This window comes from Ochrobactrum soli (genome assembly GCF_003664555.1).
GTDB classification, from domain to species: Bacteria; Pseudomonadota; Alphaproteobacteria; order Rhizobiales; family Rhizobiaceae; genus Brucella; species Brucella teleogrylli.
Genome location: NZ_RCHH01000010.1, coordinates 97,459 through 117,586, shown reverse-complemented (window position 1 = coordinate 117,586; position 20,128 = coordinate 97,459). Strand labels below are relative to the sequence as shown.

Here is a 20,128-nt window from a genome sequence, read left to right as displayed (position 1 = left end):
CCTAGTTCAAAGCCTGCTGGCGCGTTTCGACATTGATCAGGAACGCAATCACACCTGCGAGCGCCAGAAGGCCAGCAAACATTGCGACAGCCACGTTGAAGCTCTGGCTGATGACGATGGCCAAAGCCGACGGCGCCAGAAGGCCACCAAGGCGCGCCATGGCACCCGCCGCGCCCATGCCGCTGGCGCGCAGGGCTGTCGGATAAAGCTCCGGCGTGAAGGCATAGAGCGCGCCCCATGTGCCGAGCAGCGCGAAGCTCATGATCAGGATTGATGCGCCGACTACAGCCGAACTATTGGCAATCGTGAACAAGGCACAGGCCGCAGCGCTGATGAACAGGAAGCTGATCAGCGTCTTGCGACGGCCCCATGTTTCAACGCCGTAAGCGGCGAGTGCATAGCCCGGCAATTGCGCCAGCGCCACCACGACCAGAAAGCCGTAACCGCGCACGAAGCCGAAGCCGTCACCGGCGAGCTTGGCCGGTATCCAGGTGAAAATGCCGTAATAGGACACGGAAACGAGAAACCAGATCGCGAGCGTTGCGAGCGTGCGCTGGCGAAGCTTTGGCGACAAAAGCCGTTCATCCGTCACGAGAAGCGGGGCTTCAAGCCGCGCCTTCGGCGGCAGTTCCGGCTTTCCGTTGCGGCGCAACACGCGGTTCATCACCGATTTTGCTTCATCCGCGCGACCGGATTTCAAAAGATGCATTGGTGATTCCGGCACCCAGAGGCGCAGCCAGATACCGATAAGCGCAGGCGCTGCGGTGACGACGAAAATATAGCGCCATGCATCCTCGACACCGGCAAGGCTCGCGGCCCATGCGGCTAGCGCGATCACCACGGTGCCCACGGCCCAGAAACCTTCCAGCATGACCAGCCAGCGACCACGGTTCCTGGAGGGCAAAAACTCAGCCATCATGGCATAATCGACAGGCAGCGTTCCACCGACGGCCACGCCGGTCAGGAAACGCAGTGCAAGCAGAACTTCGAAACCAGGTGCGAAGGCTGACAGCAGACCAAACACGGCATCGCACGCGACGGTGATCAGCAGCACACGGCGACGGCCATATTTATCGGCGAGTCTGCCGAACACGGCTGCACCGACCAACATGCCGAAGAAGAAAAGCGTTCCGGTTTGCAATGCCTGCGGCACGGTCAGCCCGAATGTTTTTGCAATGGACGCTGCTGTGAAGCCGACAGCCAGAACCTGCATCGCGTCCGCTGCCCAGACGAGGCCGAAAACCCCGAGCAAGCCTCGTTGGAATGCGCCCGTCCCCGCCTGATCGAGCGATTGTTCGATGGTGATCTTCATGCCGTCTACGTCCCTCTCCGGCCGAATAAAGTGCGAGCATTTACAGCGCTGCGCATGCCGTCCTGTCAATCGCTGTTTTCTGAAACTGCACCGTCTTTTGCCTGCAAAAAAGCCCACAGGCTTTCAGCACGTGTCGAAAGCGGTGCATCGTGGCGGAAGATGCGAATTTCCGTCGTCAGATCCCAATAGGGATCGACCGAAGCGGGCACCATATCGCCACGACGGATTTCTTCTAGAACCAGACTTTCCGGCAGCCATGCCATGCCCCACCCGGCCTGAACCATCGCTTTGAGACCGATAGACATGGTGTTCTCATGCACGACCTTGCGCGCAAAACTTGGACCGGACGCAAATTTCTGCGCCAGAGCCGCGCCGAAGAATGAAAAGTCGCCATAGCTGAGATAGGGCAGTGGCGCGCCGGTCTCGATAGCGCGATCCAGCACAGGCCCTTCCCCGGACGGCAACGACACCGGGATCAGCCTTTCTGTGCCCAGAATGATCGACGGAAACCGTTCCCTGTCGATCAGGATCGGCACTGACGGATGCGCATAAGTCAGAAAGAAATCGACTTCGCCTTCGGTCAGGGTCGCGATATTGTCTTCAAACCCGCCGCGATCCGGCGCCAGATGCGAATGAATATTGCCGATGGTCGCATCAATCCCCTTCAGCCATTGCGGAAAGAACGTGACGGTCAAAGTATGCAAGGCAGAAAATTTCAGCGCAGGGTTTTGTCCTTGCCGGCTTGGCTGAAGGCTTCTGCGCGTGGCGTAAAACTGCCGGACCGCATCTTCCGCGACGTGAAGAAAGGTCTTCCCTTCATGGGTCAACTGAGCCGGAAAGGTGGCGCGATTGACGAGCGTTACCCCCAGCCAGACCTCAAGCTGCTTGATCCGCCGCGAAAAGGCCGACTGCGTCACATGGCGCGCCTCTGCCGCCCGGGAGAAGCTCGACGTTGACGCAAGCGCGATGAAGTCTTCCAGCCATTTCAGTTCCATAGGCGCTCCTTAGGGGAGTAGGGGAATAAGGGAGTAAGGGAATAGGGCAGTAAGGCAGTATGTTTGCGTCTCGGACAGGCGATAACAACAGCTATCCACCTATTCCCTTACTCCCTTATTCCCCTACTCTCTTCCCCTTATGCAATTTCTGCATAGTGATTGCAAAACATAGCATTGGCCAGCCAAATTCTTTTTTCCTACCGTCCTTTCAATCGAGAAATGCAGATGCCGAGGACGTATTTTGGCCAGAGTAATTTATGTGAACGGAGCCTTCGTCGACGAAAGCGACGCAAAGGTTTCGGTTTTTGATCGCGGCTTTCTGTTTGGCGACGGAATCTACGAAGTGAGCGCTGTGATCGATGGACGTCTGGTCGATAATGATCTTCATCTCGCCCGGCTGGAACGCTCGGTCAAAGAAATCGACATCGCCCTGCCCGTCTCGCTTGACGATATTCGCAAGGCGCAGATTGAACTCATCCGCCGCAACACGCTGCGCGAAGGCGTGGTCTATATGCAGGTGACGCGTGGCGAAGCTGATCGCGATTTTGTCTATGCAGACGATATCAAGCCCAATCTGGTGATGTTCACGCAGGCCAAAAATCTGGCCAATGCACCGTCGGTGCTGCATGGGGTTCGTGTCGATGTCACACCGGATACGCGCTGGGCACGCCGCGATATCAAGACCGTCATGCTGCTGGCGCAGGTGATGGCCAAGAAACAGGCCAAGAGCAAAGGCTTTCATGAAGTCTGGCTGGTTGAAGACGGCTTTGTCACCGAAGGCGCTTCATCGACCGCCTTCATCATTTCGCATGACAATGTGCTGGTGACCCGTCCCAATTCGCATTCCATCCTGCCCGGCTGCACGCGCCGGGCCGTTCTGAAAATCGCCGAAGAACAGAACCTCACCATCGAGGAGCGGCTGTTCACGGTCGATGAAGCCAAGGCCGCCAAAGAGGCCTTTCTCACGAGCGCATCGAGCTTCGTGACGCCGATTATCGGCATTCAGGACCACACCATCGGCGATGGCAAGCCGGGTCCGCATACGCGTCGTCTGCAGGAAATCTACATGGATCTGGCCCGCACGGGTGCAGAAGCCGTTCTCTAACCCAAAAGAAAGCAAGAGGGGAATATGACAATAAAAAACCTATTTAAGTCAGCAGCTTATGGCGCATTGTTCGCAAGCGTCGCCACAGCGGCAGGAGTAAGCAGTGCGTCTGCCGCCACCGAAGGTTACGGCGATTGCCCGCTGATCGGAGATAAGGGATCGGCATCGATCACCCCGGCTGTGCCCGGTCAGTTCACCGTCATCATCAACCTGCCTGCCATCGGCCAGTTCAATGGCGATACGCCGGACACGATCAAGGACGGCTATGAATTCTGCATGGCCGTTAATATTGCGCATCGCCTTGGCCTTGAGAAAGTAAAGCTGGTCAACGCCTCGTTTGACTCCATCGTTGCAGGCCAGAACAAGGATTATGACATCGCGCTGGCGCTGATCTCCGTCACCGAACCGCGCAAGAAGGTCGTTGATTTCTCCACGCCTTACATGAACTCCGATTATGGTGTAGCGGCCCGCGCCGACAAGCCGGTGACGGAAGCTGAAATGAAGACGGTGAAGGTCGGCACGCAGGCTGGCACGACGCTGGTTCCTTTCGCGCAGGAAACGCTGAAAGTTGCAAGCCTCGATGTCTTCGACGACACCGCGTCGATGTTCACCGCGCTTGCCGCTGGCAAGGTCAATGCCGTGATGACCGATCTGTCGATCATTCTCGGTCAGGTGAAGAATTCCAACGGCAAGCTGGCAGTGGTCGGCAAGTATGAATCCAGCGGCGAAACCGCCGGTATTTATCCGAAGGGCACGGAAAACAAGAAAGTCATCGATCAGCTGATCGCCGACATGGGAAAAGACGGAAGCCTGAAGAAGCTGGAAGCAGCCTATTTGCTGCCGTCATGGGGCATGTCTCCGTCCGACGTTCCACTTTGGAAGCCTTGATCTGACGGTTGGCCGGGCCGCGCCTGCGATGGCAGCCGCGGCCCGGTCTTCCGATTTTGACACCGTGGCAGCACGTTTCCAAAACGGCGCGCGACCACCTTGCCTCAGCGAGAATATCTATGTCCCATCCGGCACCGGAAGCCAGCGCAGAGCGCGCGCGGCAATGGCGCAGCCGAAACAAAGTCCGCACCCATAGCGGTCGGTCCTTGTTGGCTTTCGCCTTTTCGTTCATCACCCTTCTGGCTTCGGCGCAGACCGTCCACAGTGTGACCAGCTATACGATCTCGCAGGGCTGGCCTGCGACGCCCGTTCTGACCATCGGCTGGTTGCTGCTTTTGGCTCCGCTCGCCGTATTGTGGTTCGCCTGGCGGGCTGTACAGCTTTCAATGCAGGCCGGGAAAAGCGCCGATATCTACGCGGGCCGGGAACTGGGTGCACGTGCTTCGGATATGTCCTGGCAGGTCATCTCCTATGCCGTTGCCGTGCTGATCCTCTGCGCTGGCGCATGGTTCATGATCGTCAATGATGCTGCGGTCAGCCGCACTTTCTTCGATGTCAGCCTGATTGCCAAGTCGGCGGGTACCGTACTCAAGGCCTTCGGCACCAACATCGTCATCTTCTTCGTTTCAGCCATTCTGATCCTGGTCTGGGCGCTGGTCATTGCGATTGCCCGCACGCTTCCCGGAATGGCTGGCAGGCCGATCCGCCTGCTCGCCACCTTCTACAGCGATCTGTTTCGCGGCCTGCCCGCCATCATCACGATCTATCTCATCGGTTTCGGGCTGCCCCTGACGGGCCTGCCGATCCTGAAAGACCTGTCGTCCAATGCCTATGCGATCATCGCGCTGACGCTGACCTATGGTGCCTACACGTCCGAAGTCTATCGCGCCGGCATTGAAAGCGTGCATCCAAGCCAGATTGCAGCAGCGCGCTCGCTCGGTCTCTCTTATGTCCGCACCATGCGCTATGTCGTGGTTCCGCTGGCCGTGCGCGGCATCATTCCGCCGCTGATGAACAACTGCATCAGCTTGCAGAAAGATACGGCGCTGGTCGCGATCATCGGCACCATCGACGCCTTCAACCAGTCGAAAATCATCGCCAGCAATTATTTCAACCTGTCGGCTGTCACCACCGTCGCCATTCTGTTCATCCTGATCACCATTCCGCAGGCCCGTTTTGTCGATCGTCTGATCGAACGGGATCGCCGGAAAATGCGTTCGAGTATGTGAGGAATACGGATATGGCACTCGTTGAAATCGACAAGGCAATCAAGCGTTATGGATCGCTGGAGGTTCTGTCCGGCATCAGCCTCGACATCGAAGAGCATCAGGTCGTTTGTCTGATCGGCCCTTCGGGCTGCGGCAAGTCCACGCTTCTGCGCTGCATCAACCGGCTCGAGACCATTGATGAAGGCGAAATCCGCCTGCATGGTGACCGTGTGACCGGACCGGGCGTTGACCTCGATGTCCTGCGCCGCGAAATCGGCATCGTGTTTCAGGGCTATAACCTGTTTCCGCATATGACCGTGATGGAAAACGTCACGCTCGGCCCGACAAAGGTGCTGGGCATGCCGGTCAAACAGGCGCAGGAAAAAGGGCTTGCCCTCCTTGCCCGTATCGGCCTTGACCACAAGGCGAAGGAATATCCGGACCGGCTTTCCGGCGGACAACAGCAGCGCGTCGCCATCGTTCGGGCGCTGATGATGGACCCGACATTGCTGCTTCTGGATGAGATCACCTCGGCGCTCGATCCAGAACTGGTATCGGAAGTGCTTGATATCGTGCGCGATCTGGCGACCAAGGGCATGACCATGGTGCTGGCCACCCATGAAATGGGTTTTGCACGTGAGGTTGCAGACAAGGTCTGTTTCCTGCAAAACGGTAAGGTCTATGAAGAAGGTCCGCCGTCGCAAATCTTCGGCAATCCGCAGGGCGAGCGCACACAAGCCTTTCTCAAGCGTATTATCGAAGCCGGGCGTCTCTGACCCACAGGTCTTTTAAAAACGGAACTATGACATGACTGCAACCGCACGTGACTTCGGCATCATCTGTGGCACCATGCCAACCGGCGCAAAAAATGCCATCACTGATGTGCCGGGTGTGCGGGTCGGCCACCACACTCTGCGCTATGGCGATATCAATACCGGCGTGACGGCCATTTTGCCTCATGATGGCAATCTGTATCGGCGTAAGGTTCTGGCTGCCTGCGATATCATCAACGGGTTCGGCAAGAGTACGGGGCTGGTTCAGATTGAGGAACTCGGCACGCTGGAAACGCCGATCCTGCTGACCAACACTTTTGGCGTCGGCACCTGCGCCAACGCCCTTATCCGCGACGCAATTGCCGCCAATCCCGATATCGGACGCACCACCGCCACCGTCAATCCGGTGGTTTTGGAATGCAATGACGGTCCGCTCAGCGACATTCAGGCCATGGCCGTAACCGAGGAACACGCGCGCCTTGCCTTGCAAGCAGCAAGCGACGACGTGGCCCAGGGTAATGTCGGAGCTGGAACCGGCATGAGCTGCTTTGGCTTTAAAGGCGGTATTGGTTCATCGTCCCGGCAATTCGTGCTGGATGGCTCGACCCATCATCTTGGTATTCTAGCGCTAACCAATTTCGGACGCGCTGGGGACCTCGTGCTTCCCGATGGACGCCGCCCCTCGCCCAAGGCCGAAGCGCAACCAGAAAAAGGCTCGGTCATTCTCGTGCTCGCAACCGATGTGCCCATGGAACACCGACAGCTGAAACGCGTCACGCGTCGTTGTGGTGCGGGTCTGGCGCGGCTCGGCGCATTCTGGGGCCACGGCAGTGGTGATATTGCTGTCGGCTTTTCAACCGCCGTGACTTTCGATCACGACGAGCCGAGTGACTTCACCCGGATATCGGTCCTCAATGAAAACCGGATCGACACGCTGTTTCGCGCCGCGGCGGAGGCAACGCAGGAAGCGGTGTTGAATTCCATGTGCGCGGCGGAAGCCATGCGCGGACGTGCCGCAAACCGCCGTTCATTGGCCGACTGGCTTGCCGCAAACGCCGCATAGGCCACTGCCCCCCAATATTTCAGTCCCCGTTCCGGCAACTGAACGGGGGCACATAGTTGGCGTTATAACCACAACGCGAATATCATATTCCTCGCGCATCCGTCACTGTAATCGGAAGTCTGATCGCAGCTCTTTCAAGCATTATAAATAGTATAGCCAATTTTATTGCTAGCAATTTAAAAATATGTTGCCTCGATGTACATACTCTCCAATCCATATTAAAAACAATGCGAATTTTTTATTGATTACTTTGAGGAAATATCAAAATTTCGAAAGTCCCCCTTTGCGCGATTTTGTTGTTTTTTCCGTTCAGCGCGGGCTGTGTTGCAGTTGGGCCGGATTATCGCGCCCCTGTCATCAATACGCCCCCCGCGTGGAACAGTAAGGCCAGCACCGTTGCTCCCAATCTCGCAGACTGGTGGAAAAACCTGCGCGATCCAATTCTGGACCAGCTCATTGCTGACGGCATTGAGGGCAGTCCTAACGTTGCGATAGCAAAAGCAAAAGTACGCCAGGCGCGCGCCAGCTACGCGTCGGCGGGTGGCACACTTTATCCGTCCGTGGATGGAAAAGGCAGTTTCACGCGTTCTGGTGGTGGTGGCAGCGCCGCCACTAGCACGTCGAGTTTCGGGTTAGATCCTGCATGGGATATCGATTTGTTCGGCGCGAACCGGCGCGGTGTCGAAGCGGCGTATTACGCAAAAGAGTCGGCGAGCGAACAGTTGCGTGCGGCGCTCGTCAGTCTGATCGGTGATATCGCAACCAATTATGTCCAGTTGCGCGGCGCGCAGGCGCAGATCGCAATCGCCGGGCGCAATGCTGCTTCACAGCGCCGAACTGTTGCCCTCACCCGCACGCAACTGGAAGCCGGCAACATATCACAGGTTGATCTGCTGAGCGCACAAACGCAGGCCGATACCACAGAGGCCGAAATTCCTTCACTGCGCATCAGCTATGCCAGTTCTCTGAACAAGCTATCCACGCTGACGGGGCGTTCGTCGCTTGCGCTGGCCGCGATATTGGACAAGCCCCGGCCCTTGCCTTCCGCACCGCGCAGAATAGCTGCCGGATTACCTGCAAATCTCTTACTAAGCCGCCCCGACATCCGCGCTGCAGAACGAGATTATGCTGCCGCAACAGCCAAGATTGGCCAGAGTCAGGCGACACTTTATCCAAGCGTCTCCCTTATTGGCAAAATCGATACCGGCGGTGCAAACTTTGGCGATCTTGCCCGTTTGTCGACCATAGGCTGGTCATTCGGTCCCAACCTCACGATACCTGTTTTCCAGGGCGGCAAGCTGCTTGCTGATGTTGATGCGGCCCGGGCAACGCGGGACGAGGCTTTCATCAAATACCGCCAAACTATTCTGGACAGTTTGAGCGAAGTGGAAAACGCCAGTGTCCAATTCAACCAGAACCGTCTGCGCATCGCTCAGCTCGAGAAGATTGTGGGTAACAACCGTAAGATCACTGCGTTGACGCTCGACCAGTTCAAGGCCGGATCCAAAAATTTCCTCGACGTCCTCAACGCCCAACGCAGTTTGCTCGATCAGGAAAACGCGTTGGCGCAAGCACGCGTGGAGATCATCACCAACTACGTCGCTTTGCAGAAGGCACTCGGCGGAGGTTGGAACGGTCGGATCGACATCGACAGATCTGAAGTCGTGGACGGCTATACTGGTCCGCATCTCATGAAACCTCCCATGGCGACCGCGCCTGATCATCCTGCGAGGCCGCAATGAATTCCGCCAACTCTGTATCGAAGCGACGTTTTCGCAAACGTTGGGGCGCGGCCCTCCTTGTCTTGATGCTGGCCGCTGGTCTGTCGTTCGAACAGTGGTCCGCTCACGAGCCGCTGCCCGAGATGACAACCGTAGAACGCGGTGACCTTGAAAGCTCTGTGGTTGCGTCGGGCACATTGCGCCCTAAAAATCTGGTTGCCATTGGCACTCAGGCCACGGGGCGGATACTTTCGCTCAAAGTGAAAACCGGACAGCATGTGAAACAGGGCGAAGTCGTCGCGCTCATCGATGCCGCGAGCCAGCAGAACGATCTGGACAAAGCCCAGGCAACACTGCGTCAGAACGAGGCCACTCGTCAGCAGAACCTCGCCGATCTGGAACTGGCGAAGCTGGATCTTGCCCGCAATCAGGCGATGATCGGAAAAAATGCTGTCGCGCGATCTGAATATGACAAAGCAGTAGCCGGATTGAAAAAGCAAAAAGCGGCCTTGGCCAATACGGAAGCCTTGATCGCGGCGTCGAAGGTTGAAGTCCGTATCGCGGAAACCAAGCTTGCCTACACTCGGATCACGGCTCCCATTGATGGCACCATACTTTCAACGGTGGCGCAGGAGGGCCAGAACGTCAACGCGCAGCAAACCGTCCCGACAATCGCGATCCTCGGTCAGCTCGACACGATGACGGTGGAAGCCGATATTTCGGAAGCGGATATTACGCAGGTGCACGATGGCCTGCCGATCTACTTCACCATTTCCGGAAGAAATTCAAAACGTTACGATGCAAAGCTCGAAACAATCGAGCCTGCGCCGGATTCCGTTGTGAGCGACAAGAGCTTCGGCACCAGCAACGGCCTGTCGGCTTCAAGCGGCGTGACGGCCTCTGCCGTTTATTACAAAGGCAAGTTCAGCATTCCCAACACCGATGGTCTGCTTCGCACCTATATGACGGCGGAGATCCATATCGTTCTGGCGAAGGTCAAAAATGTCCTGCTCGCTCCTGTGTCGGCGCTGAAACCGCTCGGTAATGACGACCCGGATAGTCCGGGTAAAGCAACCGTCCGCGTGCTGAATGCCTATGGAACGCTGGAGGAGCGCACCGTGGAAACCGGAATCACCGACAAGATCAACACGGAAATCCGCTCAGGCTTGCAGGAAGGTGACAAGATCGTCACCGACAATCAGGAAACCACTGTAACGACTGACGGTGCCTGACATGAGCGATATGCCGTTGATTTTGTTGAAGGCTGTTTCGCGCCATTACCCATCCGGCGACGGTTTCACCACGGTCCTGCGCGATATCGACCTCACCATCCAGTGCGGCGAGATGGTGGCGATTGTCGGTGCGTCCGGTTCTGGAAAATCCACGCTGATGAATATTCTGGGCTGTCTGGATCGTCCCTCGGAAGGGCAATATCTGATTTCAGGACGTTCAACGGCGAAACTGGAGCCGGATGAACTGGCTCAGCTGCGGCGGGAGCATTTTGGTTTTATCTTTCAGCGCTATCACCTGCTGAATGAGCTGGACGCAGTCGGCAATGTCGAAATACCCGCGATTTATGCGGGACAGGCGCGTGAAGCGCGGCGCGAACGCGCCCATGAAATCCTGCGGCGGCTTGGCATGAGCGGTCGGACGCACCACCGGCCCAACCAGCTTTCCGGCGGCCAGCAACAGCGTGTGTCGATAGCCCGCGCGCTCATCAACAACGCTGATGTCATACTCGCAGACGAACCGACCGGCGCGCTCGATAGCCGGAGCGGCGAAGAAGTACTCGGCATTCTTCAGGAACTGAACCGTGAAGGCCGCACGATCATCATTGTCACGCATGACAGGGCTGTCGCGGCGCGCGCAAACCGCATCATCGAAATCCACGACGGAGAAATCACAGCCGATACGCTGAAGGCTGTCGATTGCCGCAGCATTCGGACCAATGATCCCCTTGCTGCATCGGAGTCGGAAAAACATAATCTTTTCAGCGGTATGCGTGATCGCTTTAAAGAAGCCTTTGCGATGGCCTTGCGCTCCATGAACGCGCACCGCATGCGAACATTCCTCACCATGCTGGGGATCATTATCGGAACGGCCTCCGTCGTCTGCGTCACGGCACTAGGGCAAGGTTCACAACAGCGCATCCTCGAACAGATCAGCAGCCTCGGCACCAACACGCTCTATATCGGCCCCGGAACCGGCTATGGCGATCTGAAAGCGGCGCTTGTCACCACATTGAACGTTGACGACGCAAACGAACTGGCCAAGCTGCCCTATGTCGTCGCGGCAACACCTGAAAGTTCCACGATGGGAACGGTCCGCGTTGGCAACAAGGAAGTCAGCATCACGGTCAATGGTGTCAGCGAACGTTATTTTGCGACCCGTAAAAGCAAGCTGGTTGAGGGGCGTTTCTTCGACAAAAGAAGTCTCGATAATCTCGCGCAGGACGCGGTGATCGACACGAACACCAAAAAGGAATTGTTCCCCAACGAGCAGGGCACCGTGGTCGGCAGGGTCGTTTTTCTGAAACAGATTCCTGTACGGATCGTCGGAGTTACCAAAGCCGATGAACAAGGCATGTCCGGATCGAGCAAGTTGGAATTGTTTCTGCCCTATACAACTGTTCAGACGCGCATGACCGGCTCGCGCGCTTTGCAGTCGATAGCCGTTCGCATTCGCGACACTATGGACCCGGCGATCGCCGAAAAGATGGTGACGGCGTTTCTGCAAAGGCGTCATGGCAAAAAGGACTTTTTCATCTTCAACAGCGACACATTGCAGAAAACCATTCAGGCCACGACGGCAATGCTGGCCCTCCTTGTGGCGAGCATCGCGGGCATTTCGCTCTTTGTTGGGGGAATCGGCGTGATGAACATCATGCTGGTCGCAGTTTCGGAAAGAATCAACGAGATCGGCGTGCGCATGGCAGTTGGGGCGCGGCAAAGCGATATCCTGCAACAATTCCTCATCGAATCTATCTTGGTCTGTCTGATCGGCGGCATTGTCGGGGTGCTTGTCGCTGGCGGTTTCGGTCTGCTGTTCGCGCAGTTCAGCACAATGTTCAAACTGATCTACTCGCCGACATCCATTGTAGCGGCGCTGCTGTGTTCCAGCCTTATCGGAATCGGATTCGGTTTCATGCCCGCCCGCAATGCCTCCCGACTCGATCCCGTCGTAGCGCTTGCCCGTGACTGAGCCGCGCACCGGCAGCGTTTCGGGTAACGCGCTTTAAGGGAGTAATTTATATTCACAACCCATGCGGGTTTTCATATTTCTAATAAAATTCATTAACTTATAATACTTACTATTTGTTTTTGTTGACTATTCTTGTTCTTTGGAATGAATTTCCCCACAGAAAACCAGCTGTCAACCGCGGCGACCCTGTCAGAATTTTCTGGGCGACGGCGAATTTATGAAGGGGGTTGTTAACCTTCATTTTTTATTACTTGGGCTCATTCAGGCGACAGTATCTATGGTTCAGGTATCATGCGTAATTTGAGAGAAAATTTCCCCCATTCGAATGGAAATCATACAGAGAACGCCTCGGACCCGAAGCCCCAGCGTGGCCAGACGGAGGCGCGTAATCCGACAGATGACGGCGCCTGGAAAATCCATTTTTCTCTGGGCGAGAATGTCCGTTTCACCCGCACGCCGGAAGTGGAACTGATGCGTCGTCGCGGCGAGGACCTGCCGGATGTCAACGCTCGCCCGCAGGTTCAGCCTGTTGCGGAAGCGCAGGAAGCCGTTGTTGAAAAAGCAGCCGAAGTCCAACCAATGGCGGTCGCCGCATTGCAGCAGAGCGTTTCGCTCGGCATGGTGCAACCGCCCGTCGTACCCGTTCCGCCTGCCCTGCCGGTCATGCCAGCTGCCGTCGCGGCACCTGTCGTTCAGGCGATACCAGAACCTGTGGTAGCGCAGGCTCCTATCGCGCCCGCAACTGACATCACAACGTCTGCCTTCGCCTATATTTCCGACTTCGCCTTCTGGGAAGGATGCGATGTTGAGGCAAGCCTTGCGCCGACCGTGCCGCTTGTTGCTGCGGTACCCGCCGCTCCCAAAAAGCCAGCGCCGACTGTTGAATCCATTCTGGCACAGTTCCGCATTCGTGAATGGAACAGCCAGCCGGAAGAAACGCCGGTTGCGGCAGTTGTTGCTGAACCACAACCAGTAACAGAAGTTCCGACTCCTGAACCCATTGTAGCGTCAGAACCTGTCGCCGTGGCTCCAGTCATTGCTCTGGTTGCAAAGGCAAAGGCAATCGCTCCGAAGAAGGTCGAAGCTGCACCGCAGATTGCGGAAGTTGCCGAGGTTTCAGGTGAAGCGACCGAAGACGATGTGGTGCTTGCCGTCGCAGAAGCCGAAGAGCACAGCGTTGAAGAAATCGAAGCGCCTGCACCAGTCGCAGCTACGCCTGCTCCGGCAAAGGCTGCGCCGTCGATTGCCCTCTATCAGCCGCAACCCCTCCCCCGCGCGGAAGCCCCGGTCATTCACGGCGAGTACGAATTCCCGCCACGCGAGTTGCTGCAAATGCCGCCCGCACTGGATGGCAATGTCATCACGCAGGAAATGCTGGAACGCAGCGCAGGTCTGCTGGAAAGCGTGCTGGAAGATTTCGGCGTGCGCGGCGAGATCATCCATGTCCGTCCCGGTCCGGTGGTCACGCTCTATGAATTCGAGCCTGCTCCGGGTGTGAAGTCCTCGCGTGTCATCGGCCTCGCTGACGATATCGCCCGCTCCATGTCGGCGCTCTCCGCCCGCGTGGCTGTGGTTCCGGGTCGCAACGTCATCGGCATCGAATTGCCGAATGCCAATCGCGAAACCGTCTATCTGCGCGAGATGATCGACTCCCGCACCTTCGAAGCATCGAATTACCGCCTGCCGCTTTGCCTTGGCAAAGGCATTGGTGGCGAGCCGATCATTGCTGAACTCGCCAAGATGCCTCACCTGCTGGTCGCCGGCACCACGGGCTCGGGCAAGTCGGTTGCTATCAACACCATGATCCTGTCGTTGCTCTATCGGTTCAAGCCGGAAGAATGCCGCCTGATCATGGTCGATCCGAAGATGCTGGAACTGTCGATCTATGATGGCATTCCGCACCTGCTCACCCCCGTCGTGACCGACCCGAAAAAGGCCGTTGTTGCCCTGAAATGGGCCGTGCGCGAGATGGAAGAGCGCTATCGCAAGATGGCCCGCCTCGGCGTCCGCAATATCGAGGGTTTCAACGCCCGTGCGGCTTCGGCCAAGGGCAAGGGCGAAACCGTCATGTGCACCGTGCAGGCTGGTTTCGACAAGGAAACCGGCGAGCCGACCTATATTCAGGAAGAACTCGACCTGACGCCCATGCCGTATATCGTGGTCATCATCGATGAAATGGCCGACCTGATGATGGTTGCGGGCAAGGATATCGAAGGCGCGGTGCAGCGTCTGGCGCAGATGGCCCGTGCCGCTGGTATTCACCTGATCATGGCGACCCAGCGTCCAAGCGTTGATGTCATCACTGGCACGATCAAGGCCAACTTCCCGACCCGTATTTCCTTCCAGGTTACGTCGAAAATCGACAGCCGCACCATTCTCGGTGAAATGGGCGCCGAACAGCTTCTCGGCCAGGGCGACATGCTGCATATGGCCGGTGGCGGTCGTATCGTCCGCGTCCATGGACCGTTCGTTTCGGACGAGGAAGTGGAACAGGTCGTCAATCATCTGAAGGAACAGGGTCGCCCGGATTATCTGGCAACCGTGACGGAAGATGAGGACGCCGAAGAAGAAACCGCCGATGCGGCTGTCTTCGACGCGACGTCGATGGGGTCCGAAGACGGCGACGACGTCTATGATCAGGCGGTCAAAGTGGTGCTGCGCGACAAGAAGTGCTCAACCTCCTACATCCAGCGCCGTCTCGGCATTGGCTACAACCGTGCAGCCTCGCTCGTCGAGCGCATGGAAAAGGAAGGTCTGGTCGGACCTGCGAACCATGTCGGCAAGCGCGAGATTCTCACGGGCAATCGCGACTGATTTAATCGATATAATCACTTTAAAAGGCCGGTTTGCGAAAGCGAATCGGCCTTTTCTCATCCAATCTCAAGCGCTTGCGCGATGTTGCAAGAATGCCCTTGTCAATATGTAAATTATGATTAATACTTTGGATATTCGTACATTCTTGATGACCGGCCGGGGTAGCCCGGATGCTACTCTGTGCCCAAAAAAACAGGGAGAATGGTTGATGAAAAGCATAATCATTGGGCCTACCGACAAGGATCGTACAGTTACGCAGCAGATACTGCATCGCATTCATGAGCAGATGCCAAAGCCGTCTGAAGACAAGACGCAGGTTTGCAATGTTTTGCGCCGTTCGAAGGGCGGTTATTCGCACCGGCGGCACAAGGTTCACAAGCTTGCCTGATTTTGCCCCATGAATTGAATATTATGTCGGTTCGTTATCAGCGCCACATGCCATTCTCGGCCTGCTGGCGCTGTTATTTTATCCGCTCCAAACTATCTAAATCCGCATGGCTGGTTTATGAGGGAGCATTGCTCCAGTTTCAGTAAATTCAGGAATGTGCGATGACGACCGAAGCCGATGGAAACGACGTGAAAAAGAAATCCGGTTTCTTTCTCGGTTTTATGGCCGTTTTGGCTGGCCTGTTTTTCCTGCTTTTTATGGGTCTTGGCGTCTGGCAGATCGAACGTTTGCAATGGAAACTCGATCTGATCTCGCGCGTGGATGCTCGCGTCCACGCCGAGCCCGTTGCTGCGCCGGGCAAAGATGACTGGGCCAATGTCAATCAGAAGGACGATGAATATCGTCATGTCACCATCACCGGCACTTATCTGAACGATAAGGAAGTGCTTGTGCGTGCGTTGACCGAACGCGGCGCCGGCTATTGGATACTCACGCCGTTGCGCACTGCTGATGGATCACTGACCTATATCAATCGCGGCTTTGTGCCGGGCGACAAGCGTGATCTGTCAACCCGCCCGGAAACGCAGATTGCCGGTGAAACGACCGTGACCGGACTTCTGCGCATGCCGGAGCCGGATGGGTTCTTCCTGCGGCCCAACGATCCAGAGAAGAACAGCTGGAACTCTCGCGATGTTGCGGCTTTCGCCGCGAAAGAGAAACTTGGCACCGTCGCACCCTATTTCATCGATGTGGACGCCAAGTCCAATCCGGGCAACCAGCCGATCGGCGGGTTGACGGTTGTATCCTTCCGAAACAGCCATCTGTCCTATGCAATCACCTGGTTTGCGCTCGCAGCCATGGTCGCCGGGGCTGCGGTGTTCGTCTGGCGTTACGAGCGCAAATCCAGAGCTTAAACATGCAATGCGTGGCCAAGCGCCTTCATGCTGGCCTCGGCAAAGCCTTCGCCCAAGGTCGGATGTGCATGGATTGTCCCAGCAATATCTTCAAGGCGCGCGCCCATTTCAACGGCTTGCGCAAAGGCAGACGACAGTTCAGAAATACCGACACCGACCGCCTGAATCCCCAGAATGACGTGATTGTCTGCCCGCGCCACCACGCGGATAAAACCGTCTTCCCTCTCAACCGTCATGGCGCGGCCATTTGCCTGAAACGGAAAAATACCGATCTGCGTATTGTGGCCTGCCTTGCGCGCCTCATCGGGCAGCAGTCCCACCGTTACGATTTCCGGGTCGGTGAAGCAGACGGCGGGGATGCAGCGCTTGTCCCAGGCCTGCTTGCCGCCCGCGATGATCTCGGCAACCATTTCGCCCTGCGCCATGGCGCGATGCGCCAGCATCGGCTCTCCCGTGACATCGCCAATTGCGTAAACGCCGCGCATCGACGTGCGGCAGCGATCATCAATGCGGATGAAACGCCCATCCATATCGAGCCGGATTTCGCTCAGACCCCAGCCGTCAGTCTGCGGCTTGCGCCCGACCGTCACCAGCACCTTGTCGGCCTCGATGCGTTTCGCTGAACCGTCAGCCGCCAACACTTCCAGCGCCTTGCCGTCGGCGGTCAGTCCCTTGGCCGATGTGCTGGTCAACACCTCCACGCCAAGCGCTTTCAATCGTGCCATGACGGGACGCGTCAGTTCGGCATCATATTGCGGCAGGATGCGGTCGGTGGCTTCCACCACGGTGACTTTGGAACCCAGCTTGGCGTAAGCCGTGCCGATTTCGAGCCCGATATAACCACCGCCCACAACAGCTAACTTCTCCGGTATCGCTCCCAGAGACAGGGCTTCCGTGGACGAAATGATATTGCCACCGAAGGGCAGCGCCTCGATTTCAACCGGCACGGAGCCGGTGGCAATCACGATATTTTCCGCATGAATGGTCTGGCGGCCCGTATCGGTGTCAACCAGCACGGTCTTGCCGTCCATGAACCGCGCCTGCCCCTGAAACATGCGCACGCGCGACCGTTTCAACAGCCCTGCGACGCCGCTATTCAGCCGATTGACGATGCCGTCCTTCCATTCAAGCGTTTTGCCAAAATCGATAGCCGGATTTTGCGCGGTAATACCGAGTGCGCCTTTCGATGCGAAATGCGTCACGCGGTGGAATTCATCCGCCGCATGGATCAGCGCTTTCGACGGAATACAGCCGACATTGAGGCAGGTGCCGCCGAGGCGCTTTCGCTCGACCAGCACGGTGTCGATGCCGAGTTGCCCTGCCCGGATGCCACAGACATAGCCGCCGGGACCGCCACCGATGATCAGAAGTTTGCAGTTAATCTCACTCATAAGTTCAGCCTTCCACAAAGATCATCGCAGGCGTTTCGATGAGGCTTTTCAGCTTCTGCACAAAGACAGCCGCATCCCATCCATCGATCACCCGATGATCGAAGCTGCATGAAAGGTTCATCATCTTGCGCGGCACGAACTGGGTTCCGTCCCACATTGGACGCACGGCAATCTTGTTGACGCCGACAATCGCGACTTCCGGTCGATTGATGATCGGTGTCGTGGCAATCGCCCCGAGCGGTCCAAGCGACGTGATGGTGATGGTGGAGCCGCTCAGTTCTTCCCGCTTTGCCGTGCCGTTGCGGGCGGCGTCGGTCACACGCGATAGCTCGGAAGCTGCTGCGAAAACGGTCATGCTCTCGGCATGACGCACCACGGGGACGATCAGGCCATTTGGTGTCTGTGTGGCAATGCCCACATGCACACCGCCAAACTGGCGGATAATATCGGCTTCATCATCGAAATGCGCATTGAGACCCGGCTGTTCTTTCGCCGCCTTGACGATGGCGCGGATGACGAATGGCAACAACGTCAGGCGCGGACGCCCTTCCTTCTTCTCATTGTTGAGACTGGTGCGTAGCTCTTCAAGCTGCGTGACATCGACTTCCTCAACAATGGTAATATGGGGAATATGGCGTTTTGCATCCGCCATTCGTTCGGCGATCTTGCGCCGAAGCCCGATCACTTTGATTTCGTTAACGGATGTATCGGCGGCATAGCCGGACAAGGCCGTTGCAGCCCCGCTTTCGGCCTCAAAAAACGCGTCCAGATCTTCATGCGTGATGCGGCCCGCAGGGCCGGTTCCGCGAACACGTCGTAGATCGACACCCGCGTCGCGCGCGCGCAACCGGACCGATGGCGTGGCCAGAGGCTTTTCGCCTTCTGCCCGGACAGGGCCAGCGCCCGCAAAAGTGCGGCTCGGGGTTTCACGCTTTGGTGCTGCCGGCTTTGGCGGAACGGGCGTCTGCAACAAGACCGGCACTTCCGGATTCTGCGGCTTTGGCGTTTCAGCCTCTATCGGACTATGCGCTGGCTCTTCCGCCTTCGGTTCCGCGCTTGCACCGGAAGCACCTTCGATTTCAAGCCGCACCAGTTCAGAACCGACGGCGATCTTTTCCCCCACTTCGCCATTGATCGCGATGACTTTGCCAGCGCGTGATGACGGGATTTCCACCGTCGCCTTGTCAGTCATGACAGCGGCCAGAAGATCATCCTCACGAATGATATCGCCAACCTTCACATGCCATTCGACAAGTTCTGCCTCGGCAACGCCTTCGCCAACATCGGGGAGTTTGATTGTAAAATGAGCCATGGTCTCTCCCCTCACGCTTCCATGATAGACACAAGTGCGCGACCGACACGATCAGGACCGGGGAAATATGCCCATTCCTGCGCATGCGGATAAGGCGTGTCCCAACCGGTCACGCGAATGACAGGCGCTTCGAGGTGATAGAAGCAATCGCGTTGCACGAGTGCCGCGAGTTCGGCGCCATAGCCACAGGTCAGCGTTGCTTCATGCACGATGACGCAACGGCCCGTCTTGCGCACCGATGCCATGATCGTCTCCGTATCGAGCGGCAGAAGCGTGCGCAGATCGATGATTTCGGCATCGACGCCGGTTTCCTCGGCGGCGGCCAGCGCCACATGCACCATGGTGCCATAGGCCAGCACCGTAACCGCGCTGCCCTCGCGGCGAATGGCGGCCTTGCCGAGTGGAACCGTATAATAACCTTCCGGCACTTCGCCCAGATCGTGCTTCTTCCACGACGTCACCGGCTTGTCGTGATGGCCGTCGAAGGGGCCGTTATAAAGCCGTTTCGGCTCGAACATGATCACCGGATCGGGATCTTCAATGGCTGCAAGCAGCAGGCCTTTGGCGTCGGCTGGTGTGGACGGCATGACCGTCTTCAAGCCCGACACATGGGTGAAAAGCGCTTCCGGGCTTTGGCTGTGGGTTTGCCCGCCATAAATACCGCCACCGGATGGCATGCGGATCACGATGGGGCATGTGAACTCGCCCGCCGAGCGATAGCGCAGACGGGCGGCTTCGGAAACAATCTGGTCATAGGCCGGATAGACATAATCCGCGAACTGCACCTCGATGCATGGGCGCAAGCCGTAAGCCGCCATGCCAATTGCCGTGCCGACAATACCAAGCTCGCTGATCGGCGCATCGAAACAGCGCTCCTTGCCGTATTTCTTCTGCAAACCGGCGGTGCAGCGAAACACGCCGCCGAAATAGCCGACATCCTCACCGAACACGACCACGTTCTTGTCGCGCTCCATGGCAATGTCGTGGGCATTTTGGATCGCCTCGATCATTGTCATTCTGGGCATAGTCATCTTGGTCATTGA

General features: G+C 57.2%; 16 protein-coding genes. 11 read left to right on the top strand and 5 right to left on the bottom strand.

Translation table 11 applies throughout. The annotated features are described in order from the left end of the window. Nucleotide 1 precedes the first annotated feature (1 nt). Nucleotides 2-1,312 carry an MFS transporter gene (locus D8666_RS17030; protein WP_121538841.1) on the bottom strand — a complete coding sequence of 437 codons (1,311 nt, stop codon included), beginning with the start codon at nucleotides 1,310-1,312 and terminating at the stop codon, nucleotides 2-4. A 65-nt stretch (nucleotides 1,313-1,377) separates the two neighbouring features. Further along, nucleotides 1,378-2,307, bottom strand: coding sequence for a LysR family transcriptional regulator (locus tag D8666_RS17025; protein ID WP_109367391.1), 930 nt, complete (start codon nucleotides 2,305-2,307; stop codon nucleotides 1,378-1,380). A gap of 241 nt (nucleotides 2,308-2,548) precedes the next feature. Here D8666_RS17025 and D8666_RS17020 point away from each other — a divergent pair, with 241 nt between their 5' ends. The 11 genes from D8666_RS17020 (at nucleotide 2,549) to D8666_RS16970 (ending at nucleotide 16,382) form a co-directional block, all read left to right on the top strand. Next, on the top strand, nucleotides 2,549-3,412 hold the full coding sequence (locus tag D8666_RS17020) for a D-amino-acid transaminase (protein WP_109367392.1): 864 nt from the start codon (nucleotides 2,549-2,551) through the stop codon (nucleotides 3,410-3,412). A gap of 24 nt (nucleotides 3,413-3,436) precedes the next feature. Beyond that, nucleotides 3,437-4,300, top strand: a complete 864-nt coding sequence (locus tag D8666_RS17015) for an ABC transporter substrate-binding protein (protein WP_121538839.1) — start codon at nucleotides 3,437-3,439, stop codon at nucleotides 4,298-4,300. A 119-nt stretch (nucleotides 4,301-4,419) separates the two neighbouring features. Continuing rightward, nucleotides 4,420-5,529: an amino acid ABC transporter permease gene (locus tag D8666_RS17010; RefSeq protein ID WP_109367394.1), complete on the top strand. Its 1,110-nt coding sequence runs from the start codon at nucleotides 4,420-4,422 to the stop codon at nucleotides 5,527-5,529. Nucleotides 5,530-5,540: 11 nt separating this feature from the next. Next, nucleotides 5,541-6,284: an amino acid ABC transporter ATP-binding protein gene (locus D8666_RS17005; protein WP_109367395.1), complete on the top strand. Its 744-nt coding sequence runs from the start codon at nucleotides 5,541-5,543 to the stop codon at nucleotides 6,282-6,284. A gap of 31 nt (nucleotides 6,285-6,315) precedes the next feature. Further along, entirely contained in the window at nucleotides 6,316-7,344 is a 1,029-nt protein-coding gene (locus D8666_RS17000; protein ID WP_109367396.1) for a DmpA family aminopeptidase, read from the top strand. 296 nt (nucleotides 7,345-7,640) lie between these two features. After that, the gene (locus D8666_RS16995) at nucleotides 7,641-9,086 is read left to right on the top strand and encodes an efflux transporter outer membrane subunit (RefSeq protein WP_235858991.1); all 1,446 of its coding nucleotides are present in this window, start codon (nucleotides 7,641-7,643) and stop codon (nucleotides 9,084-9,086) included. Then, nucleotides 9,083-10,297 carry an efflux RND transporter periplasmic adaptor subunit gene (locus tag D8666_RS16990; RefSeq protein WP_109367398.1) on the top strand — a complete coding sequence of 405 codons (1,215 nt, stop codon included), beginning with the start codon at nucleotides 9,083-9,085 and terminating at the stop codon, nucleotides 10,295-10,297. The genes D8666_RS16995 and D8666_RS16990 overlap by 4 nt, the downstream gene beginning before the upstream one ends. A gap of 1 nt (nucleotide 10,298) precedes the next feature. After that, on the top strand, nucleotides 10,299-12,266 hold the full coding sequence (locus D8666_RS16985; protein ID WP_109367399.1) for a MacB family efflux pump subunit: 1,968 nt from the start codon (nucleotides 10,299-10,301) through the stop codon (nucleotides 12,264-12,266). Between the two features lie 291 nt (nucleotides 12,267-12,557). Continuing rightward, nucleotides 12,558-15,080: a DNA translocase FtsK gene (locus D8666_RS16980; RefSeq protein WP_121538838.1), complete on the top strand. Its 2,523-nt coding sequence runs from the start codon at nucleotides 12,558-12,560 to the stop codon at nucleotides 15,078-15,080. Between the two features lie 208 nt (nucleotides 15,081-15,288). After that, nucleotides 15,289-15,468, top strand: coding sequence for a hypothetical protein (locus D8666_RS16975; protein ID WP_109367401.1), 180 nt, complete (start codon nucleotides 15,289-15,291; stop codon nucleotides 15,466-15,468). Between the two features lie 221 nt (nucleotides 15,469-15,689). Beyond that, nucleotides 15,690-16,382, top strand: a complete 693-nt coding sequence (locus D8666_RS16970; RefSeq protein WP_109367988.1) for an SURF1 family protein — start codon at nucleotides 15,690-15,692, stop codon at nucleotides 16,380-16,382. Here the strand turns inward: D8666_RS16970 and lpdA are convergent. Genes lpdA through D8666_RS16955 form a run of 3 tightly spaced genes read right to left on the bottom strand, consistent with a single transcriptional unit; the run spans nucleotide 16,379 to nucleotide 20,110 of the window. Next, the gene (gene lpdA / locus D8666_RS16965; RefSeq protein ID WP_109367402.1) at nucleotides 16,379-17,773 is read right to left on the bottom strand and encodes a dihydrolipoyl dehydrogenase; all 1,395 of its coding nucleotides are present in this window, start codon (nucleotides 17,771-17,773) and stop codon (nucleotides 16,379-16,381) included. The genes D8666_RS16970 and lpdA overlap by 4 nt on opposite strands. A 4-nt stretch (nucleotides 17,774-17,777) precedes the next feature. Then, entirely contained in the window at nucleotides 17,778-19,085 is a 1,308-nt protein-coding gene (locus D8666_RS16960) for a dihydrolipoamide acetyltransferase family protein (RefSeq protein WP_109367403.1), read from the bottom strand. Between the two features lie 11 nt (nucleotides 19,086-19,096). Further along, nucleotides 19,097-20,110 (bottom strand): alpha-ketoacid dehydrogenase subunit beta, encoded by a 1,014-nt coding sequence (locus tag D8666_RS16955; RefSeq protein ID WP_109367989.1) that lies wholly within the window; start codon nucleotides 20,108-20,110, stop codon nucleotides 19,097-19,099. Nucleotides 20,111-20,128: the final 18 nt, after the last annotated feature.

Coding starts and splice junctions, on each gene's coding strand:
- D8666_RS17030 (WP_121538841.1), bottom strand. CDS start 1,312: ATGAAGATCACCATCGAACAATCGCTCGATCAGGCGGGGACGGGCGCA.
- D8666_RS17025 (WP_109367391.1), bottom strand. CDS start 2,307: ATGGAACTGAAATGGCTGGAAGACTTCATCGCGCTTGCGTCAACGTCG.
- D8666_RS17015 (WP_121538839.1), top strand. CDS start 3,437: ATGACAATAAAAAACCTATTTAAGTCAGCAGCTTATGGCGCATTGTTC.
- D8666_RS17010 (WP_109367394.1), top strand. CDS start 4,420: ATGTCCCATCCGGCACCGGAAGCCAGCGCAGAGCGCGCGCGGCAATGG.
- D8666_RS17005 (WP_109367395.1), top strand. CDS start 5,541: ATGGCACTCGTTGAAATCGACAAGGCAATCAAGCGTTATGGATCGCTG.
- D8666_RS17000 (WP_109367396.1), top strand. CDS start 6,316: ATGACTGCAACCGCACGTGACTTCGGCATCATCTGTGGCACCATGCCA.
- D8666_RS16990 (WP_109367398.1), top strand. CDS start 9,083: ATGAATTCCGCCAACTCTGTATCGAAGCGACGTTTTCGCAAACGTTGG.
- D8666_RS16985 (WP_109367399.1), top strand. CDS start 10,299: ATGAGCGATATGCCGTTGATTTTGTTGAAGGCTGTTTCGCGCCATTAC.
- D8666_RS16980 (WP_121538838.1), top strand. CDS start 12,558: ATGCGTAATTTGAGAGAAAATTTCCCCCATTCGAATGGAAATCATACA.
- D8666_RS16975 (WP_109367401.1), top strand. CDS start 15,289: ATGAAAAGCATAATCATTGGGCCTACCGACAAGGATCGTACAGTTACG.
- D8666_RS16970 (WP_109367988.1), top strand. CDS start 15,690: ATGGCCGTTTTGGCTGGCCTGTTTTTCCTGCTTTTTATGGGTCTTGGC.
- lpdA (WP_109367402.1), bottom strand. CDS start 17,773: ATGAGTGAGATTAACTGCAAACTTCTGATCATCGGTGGCGGTCCCGGC.
- D8666_RS16960 (WP_109367403.1), bottom strand. CDS start 19,085: ATGGCTCATTTTACAATCAAACTCCCCGATGTTGGCGAAGGCGTTGCC.
- D8666_RS16955 (WP_109367989.1), bottom strand. CDS start 20,110: ATGCCCAGAATGACAATGATCGAGGCGATCCAAAATGCCCACGACATT.